The organism is Marinilabilia salmonicolor JCM 21150, assembly GCF_000259075.1.
GTDB lineage: Bacteria > Bacteroidota > Bacteroidia > Bacteroidales > Marinilabiliaceae > Marinilabilia > Marinilabilia salmonicolor.
Genome location: NZ_AJKI01000022.1, coordinates 44,673 through 60,331, shown reverse-complemented (window position 1 = coordinate 60,331; position 15,659 = coordinate 44,673). Strand labels below are relative to the sequence as shown.

At 44.4% G+C, this 15,659-nt stretch carries 19 protein-coding genes; 18 read left to right on the top strand and 1 reads right to left on the bottom strand.

What is annotated here, in order from left to right:
- Positions 1 to 80: 80 nt before the first annotated feature.
- Positions 81 to 1,298, top strand: coding sequence for a site-specific integrase (locus W7W_RS0112245; RefSeq protein ID WP_010664035.1), 1,218 nt, complete (start codon positions 81 to 83; stop codon positions 1,296 to 1,298).
- 77 nt (positions 1,299 to 1,375) lie between these two features.
- On the opposite strand, the gene W7W_RS22925 is transcribed toward W7W_RS0112245, so the two are convergent.
- Positions 1,376 to 1,783 carry a phage repressor gene (locus W7W_RS22925; RefSeq protein ID WP_010664034.1) on the bottom strand — a complete coding sequence of 136 codons (408 nt, stop codon included), beginning with the start codon at positions 1,781 to 1,783 and terminating at the stop codon, positions 1,376 to 1,378.
- A gap of 298 nt (positions 1,784 to 2,081) precedes the next feature.
- Between W7W_RS22925 and W7W_RS0112230 the strand changes: the two genes are divergently transcribed.
- From W7W_RS0112230 to W7W_RS0112155, 17 genes are all read left to right on the top strand, one after another.
- Positions 2,082 to 2,381, top strand: coding sequence for a helix-turn-helix domain-containing protein (locus tag W7W_RS0112230; RefSeq protein ID WP_148660901.1), 300 nt, complete (start codon positions 2,082 to 2,084; stop codon positions 2,379 to 2,381).
- Between the two features lie 153 nt (positions 2,382 to 2,534).
- The gene (locus W7W_RS0112225; protein WP_148660902.1) at positions 2,535 to 4,028 is read left to right on the top strand and encodes a hypothetical protein; all 1,494 of its coding nucleotides are present in this window, start codon (positions 2,535 to 2,537) and stop codon (positions 4,026 to 4,028) included.
- Positions 4,029 to 4,040: 12 nt separating this feature from the next.
- Positions 4,041 to 4,352, top strand: coding sequence for a hypothetical protein (locus W7W_RS0112220; protein ID WP_010664031.1), 312 nt, complete (start codon positions 4,041 to 4,043; stop codon positions 4,350 to 4,352).
- A 16-nt stretch (positions 4,353 to 4,368) separates the two neighbouring features.
- Positions 4,369 to 4,653 carry a DUF4248 domain-containing protein gene (locus W7W_RS23520; RefSeq protein ID WP_114437837.1) on the top strand — a complete coding sequence of 95 codons (285 nt, stop codon included), beginning with the start codon at positions 4,369 to 4,371 and terminating at the stop codon, positions 4,651 to 4,653.
- Positions 4,620 to 4,907: a hypothetical protein gene (locus W7W_RS0112215; RefSeq protein WP_010664029.1), complete on the top strand. Its 288-nt coding sequence runs from the start codon at positions 4,620 to 4,622 to the stop codon at positions 4,905 to 4,907. Before W7W_RS23520 ends, W7W_RS0112215 begins: the two co-directional genes overlap by 34 nt.
- Positions 4,908 to 5,051: 144 nt before the next feature.
- Complete coding sequence (locus W7W_RS0112210; protein WP_010664028.1) at positions 5,052 to 7,220, top strand: hypothetical protein; 2,169 nt, start codon at positions 5,052 to 5,054, stop codon at positions 7,218 to 7,220.
- A 29-nt stretch (positions 7,221 to 7,249) separates the two neighbouring features.
- A complete protein-coding gene (locus tag W7W_RS0112205) occupies positions 7,250 to 7,861 on the top strand; it encodes a hypothetical protein (RefSeq protein ID WP_010664027.1) in 612 nt (203 codons plus the stop codon).
- Between the two features lie 59 nt (positions 7,862 to 7,920).
- Positions 7,921 to 8,682, top strand: coding sequence for a hypothetical protein (locus tag W7W_RS0112200; RefSeq protein ID WP_010664026.1), 762 nt, complete (start codon positions 7,921 to 7,923; stop codon positions 8,680 to 8,682).
- A 107-nt stretch (positions 8,683 to 8,789) separates the two neighbouring features.
- Positions 8,790 to 9,209, top strand: coding sequence for a hypothetical protein (locus W7W_RS0112195; RefSeq protein WP_148660905.1), 420 nt, complete (start codon positions 8,790 to 8,792; stop codon positions 9,207 to 9,209).
- 17 nt (positions 9,210 to 9,226) lie between these two features.
- Positions 9,227 to 10,378: a hypothetical protein gene (locus W7W_RS0112190; RefSeq protein ID WP_010664024.1), complete on the top strand. Its 1,152-nt coding sequence runs from the start codon at positions 9,227 to 9,229 to the stop codon at positions 10,376 to 10,378.
- 12 nt (positions 10,379 to 10,390) lie between these two features.
- Entirely contained in the window at positions 10,391 to 10,753 is a 363-nt protein-coding gene (locus W7W_RS0112185) for a hypothetical protein (protein ID WP_010664023.1), read from the top strand.
- 12 nt (positions 10,754 to 10,765) lie between these two features.
- Positions 10,766 to 11,767 (top strand): hypothetical protein, encoded by a 1,002-nt coding sequence (locus W7W_RS0112180; RefSeq protein WP_010664022.1) that lies wholly within the window; start codon positions 10,766 to 10,768, stop codon positions 11,765 to 11,767.
- A gap of 3 nt (positions 11,768 to 11,770) precedes the next feature.
- Positions 11,771 to 11,953: a hypothetical protein gene (locus tag W7W_RS0112175; RefSeq protein ID WP_010664021.1), complete on the top strand. Its 183-nt coding sequence runs from the start codon at positions 11,771 to 11,773 to the stop codon at positions 11,951 to 11,953.
- Between the two features lie 12 nt (positions 11,954 to 11,965).
- Positions 11,966 to 12,448, top strand: a complete 483-nt coding sequence (locus W7W_RS0112170; protein ID WP_010664020.1) for a hypothetical protein — start codon at positions 11,966 to 11,968, stop codon at positions 12,446 to 12,448.
- Positions 12,449 to 12,450: 2 nt separating this feature from the next.
- Entirely contained in the window at positions 12,451 to 13,026 is a 576-nt protein-coding gene (locus W7W_RS0112165) for a hypothetical protein (RefSeq protein WP_010664019.1), read from the top strand.
- 11 nt (positions 13,027 to 13,037) lie between these two features.
- A complete protein-coding gene (locus tag W7W_RS0112160) occupies positions 13,038 to 13,979 on the top strand; it encodes a hypothetical protein (RefSeq protein ID WP_010664018.1) in 942 nt (313 codons plus the stop codon).
- 10 nt (positions 13,980 to 13,989) lie between these two features.
- Positions 13,990 to 15,657, top strand: a complete 1,668-nt coding sequence (locus tag W7W_RS0112155; RefSeq protein WP_010664017.1) for a hypothetical protein — start codon at positions 13,990 to 13,992, stop codon at positions 15,655 to 15,657.
- Positions 15,658 to 15,659 lie beyond the last annotated feature (2 nt).

Here is a 15,659-nt window from a genome sequence, read left to right as displayed (position 1 = left end):
TTCAATTCGTTTTTGTGATACATTTGTGACACAGTTAACCAGGATATTTTTCCTGATGTATCACATTTTTTGAAAAACGTATGACCCAACAAGCAAAATTTAAGTATGTTTTCAATCGAAGAAAGAAACAACTGGAGAAGGATGATAAAGCACCTGTTGAATTAGAAGTGTATTTTAGCCGCACTGAAAGGAAATATGTTTCCACTAAAGTTTTTTTAGAAGCAGATCAGTGGGGAACAAGTGGCAGATACAGAAACAGAGTCAAATCGTCTCATCCCAATTTTATCGCATTCAATCAATACCTTGATGATTTAGTCAACCGCCTTCAGAGGTTTGAGTATTCTCTGATAAACAGTGGAAGGGTTTTTTCCAAGTCTTCTCTTGAAGATTTTCTGAAAAATAATAATGCGCCTTTTGATTTGATTACCTTTCTTGAAAAAGAATATGAAGAAGAAGTACATGCGGCACCCGGCACCCGGAAAGAATGGAATTATACCATTAATATGTTTAAGGAGTTTTGTGGGGGAGATGGTTGTGAGTTTTCCGATTTTAATTATGATAAGGTTGTTGCCTTTGATAAATTATTGAGGTCAAAAAAATTAAAGCAAAACACTATTCATAAACACCATAAAAACCTGCTTAGATTCATTAATGTTGCTATCAAACGCAAGTACATTAGGGTAGAGGATAATCCTTACATTAACTTTTCTACAAAGAAGATACCCGGTACAAGAGAGAATCTAACTATTGAAGAAGTTCAGCGAATTGAGGAAATTGAATTTCCGGAGGTTGGGTTTGACCAAATTTCTTATGTAAGAGATCTTTTTCTTTTATCAGCTTATACCGGACTGAGATATTCTGATGTAATGGCTCTAAAAGAAGATAACCTTGAAAAGACAGAAGAAGGCTATACCATCCGCATCAGACAAAAAAAAGTAGAATATGCCAAAAGTATTGATGTGGTATTACCTCTTTATCTTCTTTTTGCAGGGAAAGCAGAAAAATATCTTAAAAAACTACTGGAGAGCAGAAATGGATTTAAAAGACTCATAAGGCCCATTCCCAACCAGGTGGTTAACCGACATTTGAAGGCTATTGCTGTAATGGCCAAAACCAGAAGAGCAATAAGTTTTCATGTGGCCAGGCATACTTTTGGCACTTTGCTGGCTGATATAACCGCCAATCCATATATGATCATGCAGCTCATGGGACACAGTGACATAAAAACCAGCATGATTTACATCCATCAGAGTGAACTGCGACTAAAAAAGCAGTTGCAGAATGTGAAATGGAACTAATAGGTCCCGATTACAGCACTTCTGCAGAAGAAAGGTGCCGAAAAGGTCGCGAAAGGTACTGGAAAGCTCGGGAAAGGTCAGGATGACTCAGCCTTTCCGGAAGAATTACCGGAGTCATGACGTTCTTTGTAAAGGATGAGTTGTTTGTGCAGGGAGTCAATCTCACTTTTAAGAGCAGTATTCTCTTCTTCCAGAATATGAATACGCTCTTCCCGGGAATCAATAAGATTATTGAGAACGTGGATGGTGGTTTTGGCCTCTTTTAGCCTGGCATGAGATTTTTGTACCATGGTGCCCTCACCGGTAAGAAGCCAGTTAATGTTTAGTTCCGGGTATTGGTGGAGAATGCTGGTTATCTTATCAGGTTGCAGCGATTTGCGCATGGCACTAACAAACGATTCAGATACACCTATGGTTCGGCAAAATTGTCGTTCACCAACGCCCCGGTATCTGATAAATGTTTTAAGTCTCTCTTTTACTGACATTTTGAAAATATTTACATGAAAGTGAAAAATATTTTATTAAAATTTAGAATTGAATCCACTTTTATTCTATGTTTGTGTTTAACATATCTTCACGTAAAAAACCTGTTAAACTCAAAGGTTACCAGATGGTTGAAGGTTGCTAAAAACACAGCATTTAATCGGGGCAGGCTGAAAACCGGAGTAAATATTGAAAATAATAAAACTTAAAAACAAAAATTTAATAACCAATTTCACAAAATGGTATGCAGGCTTTGGCACACATAAAACCCCTGCACTACTTAACTTTAAACATAATTATATGGAAACCCAAACACTTCAAAATCCTTTTGAAGTACTGATGTCCGAAATCAGACTTCTCAGAACCGAACTTGCCTCATTGAGCGGTCATATTGTATCCATATCGGATAAAGAAATTTTTGATACGGAACAGGCTGCAAAAATCATCGGAGTCCACCGCAATACTTTAGTTCAGATCCTTCGACGCGGTGAAATCAAAGCTCAACGTTCAGGCAGAAAATACATTATTACACGTGAAGCCCTGGATGAATTTCTTGCAGAATCAAAAACAACCGGAAGACGCCCTTACAGAGGGCATTAAATAGAGAAAGGGGACTTTTTTGGAGTCCCCTTATTTGAGCATTATTGGCGATAACACTCAATTTCACAAAATGACAACCACAAGGTGGCACCCCTGTGGAGGTCTATTCACTTTAAACATACTAAAATGAATTCGCTCCAAAAGTACAAACCTTTGGCTAGAATATCAATAGCCAGGCCCTATATAAAAAGGGAAAGTTTTCAGATTCACCAGCAAATTCTGGATAATTTCATATTCCATTCTAACCGGGAAATTGATGAACACAATCGGAATTTCCCTGAAAACAGGAAGCAAAAACTCACCGAAGCTCACCGTTCCCTGCTCCAACAACTTTACTTTGAAGCCGTCAGTCAGTTTGAGCTGAAGCTATCTCTTTTCGAAAGCACGGAACTATCTCCCCTGGCAGTTACCATTGGTAATCCCGTTCGGATTAACACCAACAATAAAGATCTGGCCTATCGTCTGAGCCGAAGTACCCCCAGGGCAGCCTCTACCATTTACAGACGTTTGGAACGGCTGAAAGAATGTGGAGCCATAAAGAGTAAAATCACCCATGGTGTACAGGCCAACTATGATCTGTACGTAAATCCCGAGCTCATTTTACTCTGGGATGCGGAGGATCCTGATTACCATCCGACCTCTAGATTTTTAAAAGGCGGAAATTCAGCCGTTTACCTCAAAGATAAAGCAAAATGCAAACCATCTAAAGTATCTGTTTCTTTCAGAAAAAATAAAAAAATAATTCCGGTTAATTCTCAGAGTGTTGATAACTCAAATGAATCCGGCCTCGACACGGGCAATGAAATGCCTGATTCAAAGACGGATAAAAAGACACTTTTAGAGACACCGGAAGTGGTTCTGTCTGCCGATCCTGCCCTGTATGCCGGTTTTCCGGAGCGGGCTGCGGTGCAAAATTTCGACAAGCCAGGGGGCGGGCGCGATTATGTTAATCAGAGCGGGTCGAATGCCCGGAAAAGGTCGCTGCTGGCGGCGGAATACCTCTACAAATACGCTGTCTGGCTTTTGTGGAATGCAGACCCGCACCAGGATAATCAACTGCTGCCTGACCATCTGAAAACCCTTTATGGCGGTCAGCTGTGGAACGGACGCAAGGTCCACCGCCCGGAAGAGAAACAAACCATTGAATACCTGGCTGCCAACTACTTCTGTCACGACACATCGCCCAGAGCCCTTGAACTGCAAATTGAGAACCTTCGAAACCGTCTGGTCATGGCTTCCGGTTATCTGCGCAAAAAGGAGTATTACCTGACCGGCAGGTGGTTTGTCTCTCCTTCCGTGTTTTTCCATAAAGACAACTCCAACGGACTTGTCGGCACTTTCAAATGGGTTACCCGGAAAAAGGAATGGCAGGATCGCAAGGCAAAGCAGAAGTCAGATAGGAAAAAGCTGCTTCAGTGCGTGGAAGACTACCTGCAAAATCCCTCAATCGAGAATTACACCCGTCAGCTAAATTCGGTAAGACGCTCCATCCCTTACATGGAGACAGAGTTTATTCAGCGTGTTTCCAGTTGTCCGATGGGAACTACCCCGGCCAAAGAGAAAAGCGATGAACGTTTCCTGTCGATGCTGGACGAGATTAAACAGCTGAGAAACACCAAACAACCTTTCGTTATTGTCAACGCTTAAAACTTTAACATCATGGGAAAATTCTTTGATCCGGATACGGCCTTGTCCTATGCCTGGATTGTGTTCCGCAATGGAACTTCTACGAACAGGGCCTCTGTTACCAAATGGGATCACTATTCACTTCAGTACGGTGCCATGAAGTTGAAACGCTACGTCATGCGCAGCTTCAATGAGTCGGAAATTCAGAAAGTCATCATCTTCGACAACCGGACAAGAGTGGAGATTGACCGAATGATTCCCTTTACCGATTCCTGGAATGACCATTATCCACGGAGAACCATTGAAAAACAAGGGCCTCAAAACGAAAAGTCCCCCATTAATTAATCTCTAAAACAATCTTATGGAAGTAAAAATCAAGGGGTGTGTCCCCAAGTCCCTCTTCGCCCGGATGTACATGCGCGAAGGGGTTTATTCGCGCCCGGTGGAGGCATTCTCCAGGATGCTGAAAGAAAGCCGGGAAGTCATGGAGAAACTCAGGGCAGCCGGCTATGTGCCTACGCACAAAACCCTGACTCCAAAGCAGGCGCAAATAGTCATTGATCACTTTGGATTGCCCGACATTGATAGTCCCGAAACTAAAAAGTATTTCTCATGTTCGACCACTGTCACACCCTCGAAGAGCTGAAAGTGGAATACCGCCGCCTGGCTTTTGAATACCATCCCGACAAGGGAGGTAATGCAGATGAGTTTATTAATATTCAATCGGCCATGCACCAGCGATTAAAAGAACTGTCCGGGAACTCCCCTTTCCGGCTTCCTGATTTTTTGCCGGAAGAAATGTCGCGCAAAATTGTGGATCTGGGCTTTGAGCTGCTTGATGATGCCATTGTTTCTCTCAAGGAGAAGATTACCAATAAGCTTTTTGAACACCGTAACTAGGGTCAACACCGCTCAGCAACAGCCAATCCCTGTTACTATGCAGAAAGACAGATAATTCCCGGGTAACCGGTAAAAAACAACAGAAACACCCTGAATACCTGAGCAACCCCGAAAGGGGAATCTCCATGCTGCTAATTTCGTTTTATGAATCGGAAGAAAGCAGTTTTGTTTGGGTTATTTGCCGTCGGAACCGGCATTGCAGTAAAGAAACTCTGGTCGCTGATGGACATCAGTGACCGGGTTTCTTTCGTTATTTCCTCTTTCAAAATTCACAACCTTGTTGTTCCCTCCAATGTGCTTGATATTGCCGGATACAGAGTAATCCTCTCGGTCGGAATCAGGATCTACAACCATTCGGAAAACACGGTAAACCTTCAAATTCCTTCGGTAAAAGCTTTTTACAAAGGTCAGCCCATCGGTTATTCAACGCCGGATGGTTCAACAACGGTAATCAGACCAAATACAGCCGGAGAAAAGAGCATCAGGATTGAGATGCCTGTTCACTCCCTGAACAGTAATGGTGTAACGCAGGACATACTCCATAATTCAGAGCAACTAAAACAGCTCCTGGCCGATCATCTTACATTTTTCATTACCGTTAAAATCAACGGGACCACCATGACTGCCACCAAATCACTTGAAGGAACAGGACTGGCTTTGTCGGCAGGCCCCCGGAAAGTGAAAGATGGTTCCAGATTCAATAAGTATTTTACCAAACCGGATAATAAAAACAAACGGCTTACCAGCAATGGTGAGGTGGAAGAAGTGGTTGATCTGGCCATCCGGATTGTTCGTGACCACCATCAGGAAGCGGCACAAATAGCACAGGTTCTGAAAGGACGTACCGTACAGGAAACGGCGGCCAACATCTTTGAATTTGCTTACAATTACCTGCAATACCGCCGTGACCGACCCGGCGTGGAGGAGCTTAGGACTCCTGCCCGCAGCTGGCATGATGGTCAGGTGCGTCACAAACAGATGGGCATTGACAGTGCCGGCATTGACTGTGACTGTTATTCAATATTCTGCGGGTCTATTCTTCACTGCCTGCAGATCCCTTTCAAGTTTCGCATAACCAAGTATTACGGACGTGACTATTACCAGCATATCTACGTGTGCATTCCCGCGACAGACAACAACCCTGAAATTATTATTGACCCGGTTCTGGACAGCTTCAATTTTGAGAAGCCTTACTCAGAACAAAAAGACGATTTTAATATGGCTTCACTTTATTCGGTAGAAGGATTGGCAGGAATGCCCATCGAAATGCTTCACGGCATTGACAATGCAGATCTTGAAGATGTTATCACGGGAAGGACGTTCCTTGAAGGGCTGGATGGCCTCGGTGATGTTTCTGATGATGATGTGTTGAAGAAAACTTACAATTACCTGGTCAAAACCCGCGATGCAATTCAGACCAACCCCGATTTGGTAAAAAACTTTACCAATGATCCGGCCAGTCTGCTCAACATGCTCAATGATGCCATTAAATACTGGCATACTCCCATGCGTGATCAGGTATTGGAGCGGTTGGAGAAATATGAAGAGCTTCTGGAGAACAGCGGTGTTTTTAAATTAACCATTCAGGGCCTCGATGGCGGTTTGGAGGGAGGATTCTTTAAGAAAATCGGTCGACTTGCCAAAAAAGTAGGGAAAGGTGTTTTCAAGGTGGCAAAGAAAGGATTTAATACCGTCAAAAAAATTGCAATACCTCTGGTTGCCCCGATTTTAACAGCTGTGGTTGCCTCCAATCCGTTAACTATGGCTCTGGCACCTGCAGCAGGGAAACTCACATCTTCTTTGGTAAATAAGTCACGAAGCAGTTCTTCAGGTGGGAAAACCATTGTACCAGCCACCCGGCTTATTCAAAGTGCTGTTGCCTCACGCAGGCCTAAGGTATCCAGACCGGTTGTTTCCAGACCGGTTGTGCAGGCACAAACTTATGCCAGACCAAAGGCACCGGTTATTGCACCCCGCGTAGCAGCCAGGGCCCCTGTTCAATCTTATGCAAATCCAATGCAAACCATATCAACTATGTCAACACCAGCACCCGTTCAACAGCCCGGTTTTTTGGCCAGGCATAAGAAGAAGTTACTTATTGGCGGAGGTCTTCTTCTTGTGGGGACAGCAGCCTATGTAATGTTCAAACCAAAGAAAAAACCGGCAGCCCTGCCCCGTTCAACCAGCCGCCCTAAAGCCCTGGCAGGCCCTCCGGCACCCAACAGAACAAAAAAGAAAAGAAAACCTGCTAAAAGAAAAACGGCAGTACGCAGAAAAACCCGAAGAGGAGTTAAAAAAGTAACTCTTCGGTAAAGAGAAAAACCCCTTTAAAATTTCACAAAATGGCAAAAAGAAAAACAACAACACGAAGACGCCGGAGGTACGTTAGCAGAACTTCCCGCAGAACTTCCTCCCGGGTGTCGGGTGATAAGATGATTGACGATTTAAAATTTGCAGCCGCCGTAGGAACCGGACTTATCCTGGGAAAATCCGTGGCCGGCTTTGTTGATCAGGGCACCAATACCGTGAGTGGTATGATGGGGATTGACGGCACAGATCTGAAACAGTTTATTCGCCCGGTGGTAACCGCCGGTATTGGTTTGGTAACCCATCAGATGGTAAAGCATCCGTTGATTAAACGCGTAGGTTTGGGAATTGCCGCCTATGGCGTGGTGGATGGTGTGCAAAAGATAACAGGCCAGAAGATGCTTGCAGGCCCGGGCCTGGGAGATGTTCCACCTTCTTACCAGGCACTGCCTGAATATCAAATTCCCGTTATGGGCCCTGACGATGATCAGGAAGAGATTGTTGAGGAAGTTTCAACGGAAATTCAGGGTGCCGGGGATATTGGCGATTTATCAGCGGTTACCGGTAATGAAATCACTGCCGGACTTGACGGAGACGGCTCCATCTCAGCTATTGATGAAGACGATGACCTGGCAATAACAGCATAATAACTGACAAGCTGCTTTCTTTCCGATAAAACAGTTTTAATCACTAATTAATTAATGCCATGATTGAAGGTTTAGAGTATGCAAGCTCTTCTATGGAAGAGGAAATCGAAGGTGTTTTGGGTGAAATCGGGGTTCCCGCCCAGGTTCGTCGTCCCGCCGCAAGGAGAATTTCACAAAGAGCTGTTAAGCCTTTTGTTCGTCAGGCCCACAATGCCGGACAAAACAGGGGTAAAAACAGTGTAATGACGGCAGCCGCTTTTCGCACCGACATTACCTCCAAGGGGTTCTTTGAGATGAAGAAGAATGAATTACCCCCGGAAATTGTAAAAGGTCTGGCCAACAGGGCTCTTCAGGTGGTAGATGCCAACATCTACGGAATAAAAGCAATCGAAGGCAAAAGTGTCATTGACCTGCTGACCAGTAGTGATGATAAAGCAACCGGTCGCAGCAACCTTAACGGAGCCAAGCTCGATTTGAATGAGCATTTCCTGGTTACTGCCGTATGTCTTGACTTCGGTACATTCCCGGATGGCGGGGCAGCTACCGACAGTGATTTTGTGGATGATTTGCCGGCCAAAATCAAAAATGGCGAGTTTGAATTAAAAGTGGGTGCAGAAAGTCTGTTGCCTGAAAATATCTCCTGTGAGATTTTCAACAACGAAAGCACCGATGGTGGCAAGCGTCACATTTTCAAACTGGATCACCCCAAATGGATCAAGCCCCAGATGGAGATAAAACCCAGGTTGACCATGACCAAAGCAGGAGCAGCGCTTGAAGCTGTGAAGTTTACTCTCGTAGGGTGTAAAGTGCACAAAAAGTAAGAGGAACGGGCTTTATGTTTCTAATCCTGTTCTGGATTTTTTTCAGGAAAAGGCGGCAGCAAAAGCCGTCTTTTCTTACCAACAAAAAAACTAAAAAACTCTCTGCCATGGAAAATGAAGATTTAGGCTCGGTAAGAAAGAAAGGGCAACCGCAGCAGCTCAGAGGCAAACAAAAATATCAGGTTTTAAGGCTTCAGATAACCGAGGCCGGACAATCACAATTACTGAATACCAACACCAAGCAGGAGCACGACCGGATTACCGGAGCTTTCATCAATGTGGATCAGCAAAACGCTCTGGTGGGTTCCATGATCGATCTGAGTATTGATGACACCGAGATTATCCCCGAAGGCTTTGAGGCGGTGTTGATCAACCGCACGGTGGGTGTAAGTATCAACGATATGCCTTACGAGTTTGATGTACGCGCCCGCAACAGCAAGATCAAGCTGAACTATAAAGACGGAGCTGCTCCCGGAGCTGTTTATCCATACACAGTAAGTGTCTATTTGAGGGCCATTGATTATTAATTTTTTCATTTCCCTGCATGGCAAAGAAAGTGCTCATACATACCCACCAGGCTTTTCCCAATGAGGATTTTATGGCAGACATCCAGCTACCTCTGAATACACGCGAGGTTACCGGAATGCTTGTGAATGCTTATGACCGCGAAAAAGGCGTTACCGTCTCCTGGGGTTATGACCATTTGCAACCCACTTATACGGCAACCGCTTTCCTGAATGACAATCAGGGACTCCCGGCTTTTATGGGGCGAAGTGTACTTGAGAATGGTGCAGGTGATCAGGAATTGACAGAATCAGCTCGTGATCATTTCATTAACTCGCTGGTATCAGAATACATCACCGCTCTTATTGACAGGGAGCAGGATTCCGAGAAGAAAAGCATTTTTACCGCTGATTATCTGAATGGCAAACTGGTCACGCTGAAAGACCGGGTAAATGCAGGATTCTTTGCCATCGGACTCAGACAACGCTGGTATGTACAGCTGGGAGTAAACAAACAAAAGCTGGTGGACGGAAGCTATATCTACGGCACACAGGAACCTCTGAAGTTTGTGGCACAGCAAAAAGCCTGGAACCCTGAGGATTTAAAAGCCTGGTACCAGAATTTTGCAAAGGAGATGACGCTCAAAACCGGAGCAACCACTCCCAACTACCGAAACACATTCTTTGAAGAGCCATCCAATTTTGCCAGGGAAACTTATGAAGCAGCCACCGTTTATGTAACGATTACTTCCGGAGGCCGGGAAGGATCGAGGGAAGTAAATGCCTATACCTGGTTTGGGAACCTTTACGGTTATCCCGACTCATCGTGGTTTGGCTATGTGCCGCAGACCTATAACACCTACAGTTTTGATGCTTATGAAACGGCCCGCATTGCGCTGAACCACTTTTTCAATCACATAACCTGGATAAAATCGGGTAGTTACCGGCAAAACATCAACTGGGACAAATCCAATGTGGGGGAACTGAGTGTATTGTTCAACAGTGGACGTGACATCGCTATACGTGATATACCCATCGACCTGAATATGAATTCCAAAAGTGTGCATTACGATCTGTTGCGGCTTTCACAAAAGGAACAGGTCAACTCTTTTGTCCGCCTGGTTTTTAAAAACAACGGACGGGCAGTCAATCCCTTTCATGTGAAGGCTTACTTTTTCTACGAAACCATTTAACCGACTGACAACATGGATGTAATTCTACAGGAAAGAATCAGGGAAAAGGTTTATGAACTGGAAAATATCAAGAGGCATGTCACAGTGCCCCTGGTGCTCATGATCAACTCCCCGAAAGAGATTCATGACATCGGGAATGCTTTCTTCTTCCTGACCGGAAAGAATCTGAATGACATTGACCAGGTGGCACGTCTGCGCATCCGCAGTAGTGATTACACCTTTACCACTTCAGCCATCGAGTACGGAAATCTGGAGTTGTCAAAATATGCCGCTTTTCGCGATTACATGGAAATCACTCTGGAGAATTACCTCACGTTTCGCCCTTACAAACTGGAATTTTTAAAAGTCCAGCCCATTTATCACGATCACGAATAACTCATTAACGACATGGAAAAGAAATACCTAAAAGAAATTGAAGCCATCGCCAAGAAATACGACTATTGGGACGAGGCCAAGAGTCCTTATGCCTTTCTGGTTAGTTACGAGAATGACTCCAATCCCGGGATTGCGCATAAGTTCATTACCAAAAGGATGAAAGGCGGAACTGTGTTTCGCGAATGCATCAACAAGATGATGAATAATTTCACTCCTGATGTGATTATTATAGAGGAATTTACCGGCATTAAAGGCAATGCACTGAGCAATTATCCCCTGCGGATCCGTATAAACGAAGAACCCGGGCCCGGGGTCACTGCTGTAAATATGCCAATGATGCAACCGTTGGTGGCACCTTATGCCATCGACAATGTATTCGAAGGATTGAGCGGTATTGAAGGATTCGAGGGAGTCAAAAACGGTCTGGGAGCTTTGCTGGCTTTTGAGCGGGAACGTCACACCAAAGATATGATGATCGACCGTCTCAACTATGACCGCAAGTTTACCGAACTGGAGCTCAAAAACCACATTACATTGCTGGAAGAAAAGCTGGAAAAGCTTTCAACCGAAAACCGGGAGATGGATGATGAGCTGCGTCAAACCCGTCATTCCCTGGATAGCCTTGAAACGGCCAACGAAGAGCTGAAAGAGGAAAACGAGCAATACAAACCCAACCGACTGATTAAAGATGTCGGAATAGGCGCTATCACAAATATTGCCATGCAGCTGGCCACCAAAAGTCCCATGCTGAAAGGGCTTTTAGGTATTGATGAAGATATGAATGTGGCAGTCCCCGTTGCAGGTCAATCCATGTCAAAAACGGAAGCCCCTCCAATTGATTCCACACCCAAAGCCAATACCATACGGGAGATATCCCAGGTACTTTCCACCTGGCCCGAAACAGCCATTGACCACCTTATTCATGTGATGGCTTACATGGAAAACAATGTGGAGGGACAGCTTGAATTGCTGGAAATCATCAGGCAAAAATCACTGCAACAGGAGGAGGCTTAGAATATGAAAAATCATATCACTGTTCAGGTTCAGAGCGATAGTCTTTTAAAGATCAAACGCATGGAGAACCTTTTGCAAAATGTGGTAAAGAAGGTCAATCACGATGATTTTTTGCTGCTTTTACAGAAAGTCAACGACAATCCTTCGGTAGCCAAAACGGCGCTGAAGTTTATCCACCTTGTTTAAAACCTTATTTTCATGAACCCTTTAGTCGCTGCCGCTGCCGTTCAGGCCGCTCCCGGAATAATCGACAAATCTTTTTCGATGATGAAGCTGGTTTTTGTGACCGCGCTGACCGTAGGAGGAGGCTATTTCATTTACAAAAAGATAAAGGGCAATACCAAAGTAACACCCGGCAACAACCTGAATAAACTACAGATAAGCAAGACAGGCCTTTCGTACAGTGACAGTGAATACGGGATTATGGCCCAAAGCCTTTATCTGGCCATGGACGGACCGGGAACAGACGAGGATACCATCTTTCCTATACTCGGGAGCATGCGTAACCGGGATGATCTTCTAATGCTAATCAAATCTTTCGGCATCCGTCGGTATGGAATGGTTACCAGTCTTTGGTTTGGCAATGATCTGAACCTGGTAGGCTGGCTTAATGAGGAGCTGGGCAGCAAAGACAAAAACAAAGTACGCGAAATATTCAACTCACTTAATGTTCCCTTTTAAGCATGGAAAGCAGAACCAGACAAATCGTAGCTGCCTCATTAATTGCAGGGAGCATGATCCTGGCCATCATAGCGGTAAGACAGGCCAATAAACGAAAATCTTTTCCCCATGTCAGTCGTGAGAGTGACCCGGCGGTCAGAAATTATTTCGGACTGCCGGGATTTCTCAGCTCTGACTATCCACGGGGAATCCGCAACAATAATCCGGGAAACCTGAAGATTACTTCTTCCCCCTGGAATGGAAAAATTGCGGCAGGTAAAAACTCCGACAGGACATTTGAACAATTTATCTCCTTTGAATACGGAGTAAGGGCCATGATAAAGCAGCTGAAAAATGATATTGACCGTGGGTACAATACTCTGGTTAAGCTCATAGGGAAGTATGCTCCGCCATCGGAAAACAATACTTCCGGTTACATCACCTTTGTTGTGTCACAGACCGGTCTGGATAAAAATGCAGGACTCGTCAGCACCAAAGCGCTGCTGAAAAATCTGGTGCGTGCCATGTCCGTGATGGAAAACGGCCCCGCTTACCCTGTAACTGATCGTCAGTTTGAAGAGGCTTACCAAATGCTTTAAATCTCCATCCCATGATTCTCATAACATCAGTCAATGGCATTGAGGCCGCGTTTCCCGATTATATCTTTTCCTCCCAAAGAGTTCGCTTTGTGGAGGGAGAATATGTCATCATTGACAATGAGGCTTACATTGCTTCTTCAATCCGAAAAGTAAGTGATCCGGATAAACCGGGAGGTATTGTTGACATTCCACTGATTACCGATTTGCCTTTTGACGGCAACCGCACCGTAAAGCGGGCAGGTATTCCACAAATTAACCCGGCGGCCATTTCGGTAAAGGGTTTTCTGGAAAAATACTTTTATCCTTTCGTGCCTGCGGAGATTTCTTTTACGGGTAATGATGCCATTTATGAATATGGCACCAGTCAGAGTGTTACACTCAGGGCCACCATTACGGCCAATGATGAGACAGAGATTGCTAACCGTCGGATAATTTATGTAAGCAACGGCGATACCCTGGTGCATGTTGGAACCACAGATGATTTCTCCGCGCAAATCACGATTCAGGGAGATGATACTGCACCCCTGCACAATAAAAAGCAAGTCTTTAAAGCTCTGACAGACGTGGGTGGAAACGGCTCACCCGGCAGCATTGCTTCCGGACTGAGAACTTACAGTTTCTACTATCCGGTGCTCTATGGTATGGCACCGCTTTTAAATGGTGCCACTATTTACAACGGATTGTCAAAGGTGGTTGTTGCTGATTCCACCAGACAATTTGCAATTCCTTTAAACGGAGAAAACCAATACATCTGGTTTGCACCCCCTTTTAAAAATGTGAAACCGGTTTTTCGCGATAACAACGGCTTTGATGTTTCAGATTCCTTTTTCATGCAGAATATGATGGTTACCACTTCCCAAAAATATCCTCAGTGGACATTCGGATATTTTGTCTGGAGAAGCATTGCACCCACTTCGGTAGCAAACAAAGTATTTTCAGTCATTTACCCATAATAATAAAGCTATGCCCATTGAAATCATTGACGGATTTAAGGTCAATAAGAACGTACCCGTGGATACTCAAAGGACGGTAGTTGCCTCTCTGGAAGATCGCGATGCCATTGATCCGGCTGTTCGATACGAAGGTATGGAAACCCGGGTATTGAGCACTAAAACCAAATATGTTCTGGAGGGAGGAATCACCAATAACCACTGGAAACCGCAATTGGAAGATGAATTGAAAGCCATGGTTCCGTCTGTGCGGATCAGTTTTTCCGCAACAAATGAGCAGGATGTGATTTTTGATCAGGATGTGGATTTATCTAAACATGAATTCAATTCAGGCATATCCGGATTGTCACTGACCGGTGTTTTTAATGAAGAAAAGAGGATTATTGATAATTTTTCCTTTGCATCAGACGATTTAATTTCTATCCCGGAAGGAATTTACAAGATAAACATTTCCTCTGCCACCCCTTTTGCTTCAGTTCTTTTTGCGGGTAAAAATAAGGGGCAAAGGATTTTTAATAAAGATACCCGGGGATTTAATACAGCCTCTTCGGCTAACCCGAGTGTTTCTTCCATTGATGTGGATTACTCTGAGGATCCGGAAAATCCCAAAATATGGGTGGTTGGCTCTGCCAATGACTATCTGGGTATAAAAGCCACCGACCGTTTGTTTATTCTTAATTCGGACGGGACACCTTTTCGCACAGATTTCGGCGGATTTTTAAATTCTTATATCAACAAAGTAAAACTTTCCCCCGATGGCAGCGGAGCCATTGTGTTGGGACAGTTTTACAACGAACAGTTCAAACATATTTGCAAGCTGGACAAACAGGGCAACCAGGATCCTTTATTTTTAACGGGTACCTCCGGATTTTTTAGTTCATCAGGGATCCCCGTAGCTCCTAACGGGTTTGATATTGCTCCGGATGGTAAAATATATGTCTGGGGATCTTCCATTGTCGGCTACGAAGGGCAGCCTTTTACCGGAAAACTGGTGCGGTTGAATGCTGATGGCACCATTGACAATACTTTTTCTTTTACGGGAAGTTCATCCTCTAATGCTCCGTCAGGTATTGCTATCCAGGAAGATCTTAAAATCCTGATTTATTACAGCAGTAAGAACCGGATTAACGGAAGTCTGGAGAGTCTCTATTGTGTTCGTCTAAACCCTGACGGAACGACTGATCCCACATTCAGAGCAGGAATTTCCGATTTGAGATTCAGCGGAATGGCCGTATTACCTGACGGAAAAATCATGGCGGCAGGAGGACAAAGCACAGGTATTAACGGAGCAAGCCAGATTTGGCGTTTAAACTCCGATGGCACCGTGGACGAGACCTTTGTTACTGATTTCTCCCTTGGGCCATATCCACACAACAGCAATGGCGGAAGAATGTATCCCACCCCTGACGGGAAAGTTTTACTGAGTACCAATGGATCGGATCCACTGATCCATCAGGAGGAAGTTTTTTTCAACAGTCTTTTTCGGGTCAACAGTGACGGCTCTTTTGACAAGAGCTTTCAAACAGCAGAAATATTGAACTCTTCAAACGCCAAAGGGACAGCTTATTTTCTGAAACCTTTACGTGACGGCACTTTTCTTTTAGGTGGAACCTTTGTGAAGTGCAACGGACAAGCCAAAGGAGCATTGATAAAACTAAACTACAACGGATTTAACAGATAAAG

Bases quoted from the DNA above. Each gene is read 5' to 3' on its own strand.
- W7W_RS0112205 (WP_010664027.1), top strand. From the start codon at position 7,250: ATGGCAAAAAGAAAAACAACAACACGAAGACGCCGGAGGTACGTTAGC.
- W7W_RS0112210 (WP_010664028.1), top strand. From the start codon at position 5,052: ATGAATCGGAAGAAAGCAGTTTTGTTTGGGTTATTTGCCGTCGGAACC.
- W7W_RS0112215 (WP_010664029.1), top strand. From the start codon at position 4,620: ATGTTCGACCACTGTCACACCCTCGAAGAGCTGAAAGTGGAATACCGC.
- W7W_RS0112175 (WP_010664021.1), top strand. From the start codon at position 11,771: ATGAAAAATCATATCACTGTTCAGGTTCAGAGCGATAGTCTTTTAAAG.
- W7W_RS0112180 (WP_010664022.1), top strand. From the start codon at position 10,766: ATGGAAAAGAAATACCTAAAAGAAATTGAAGCCATCGCCAAGAAATAC.
- W7W_RS0112230 (WP_148660901.1), top strand. From the start codon at position 2,082: ATGGAAACCCAAACACTTCAAAATCCTTTTGAAGTACTGATGTCCGAA.
- W7W_RS22925 (WP_010664034.1), bottom strand. From the start codon at position 1,783: ATGTCAGTAAAAGAGAGACTTAAAACATTTATCAGATACCGGGGCGTT.
- W7W_RS0112190 (WP_010664024.1), top strand. From the start codon at position 9,227: ATGGCAAAGAAAGTGCTCATACATACCCACCAGGCTTTTCCCAATGAG.
- W7W_RS0112170 (WP_010664020.1), top strand. From the start codon at position 11,966: ATGAACCCTTTAGTCGCTGCCGCTGCCGTTCAGGCCGCTCCCGGAATA.
- W7W_RS23520 (WP_114437837.1), top strand. From the start codon at position 4,369: ATGGAAGTAAAAATCAAGGGGTGTGTCCCCAAGTCCCTCTTCGCCCGG.
- W7W_RS0112185 (WP_010664023.1), top strand. From the start codon at position 10,391: ATGGATGTAATTCTACAGGAAAGAATCAGGGAAAAGGTTTATGAACTG.
- W7W_RS0112245 (WP_010664035.1), top strand. From the start codon at position 81: ATGACCCAACAAGCAAAATTTAAGTATGTTTTCAATCGAAGAAAGAAA.
- W7W_RS0112155 (WP_010664017.1), top strand. From the start codon at position 13,990: ATGCCCATTGAAATCATTGACGGATTTAAGGTCAATAAGAACGTACCC.
- W7W_RS0112165 (WP_010664019.1), top strand. From the start codon at position 12,451: ATGGAAAGCAGAACCAGACAAATCGTAGCTGCCTCATTAATTGCAGGG.
- W7W_RS0112195 (WP_148660905.1), top strand. From the start codon at position 8,790: ATGGAAAATGAAGATTTAGGCTCGGTAAGAAAGAAAGGGCAACCGCAG.
- W7W_RS0112220 (WP_010664031.1), top strand. From the start codon at position 4,041: ATGGGAAAATTCTTTGATCCGGATACGGCCTTGTCCTATGCCTGGATT.
- W7W_RS0112200 (WP_010664026.1), top strand. From the start codon at position 7,921: ATGATTGAAGGTTTAGAGTATGCAAGCTCTTCTATGGAAGAGGAAATC.
- W7W_RS0112160 (WP_010664018.1), top strand. From the start codon at position 13,038: ATGATTCTCATAACATCAGTCAATGGCATTGAGGCCGCGTTTCCCGAT.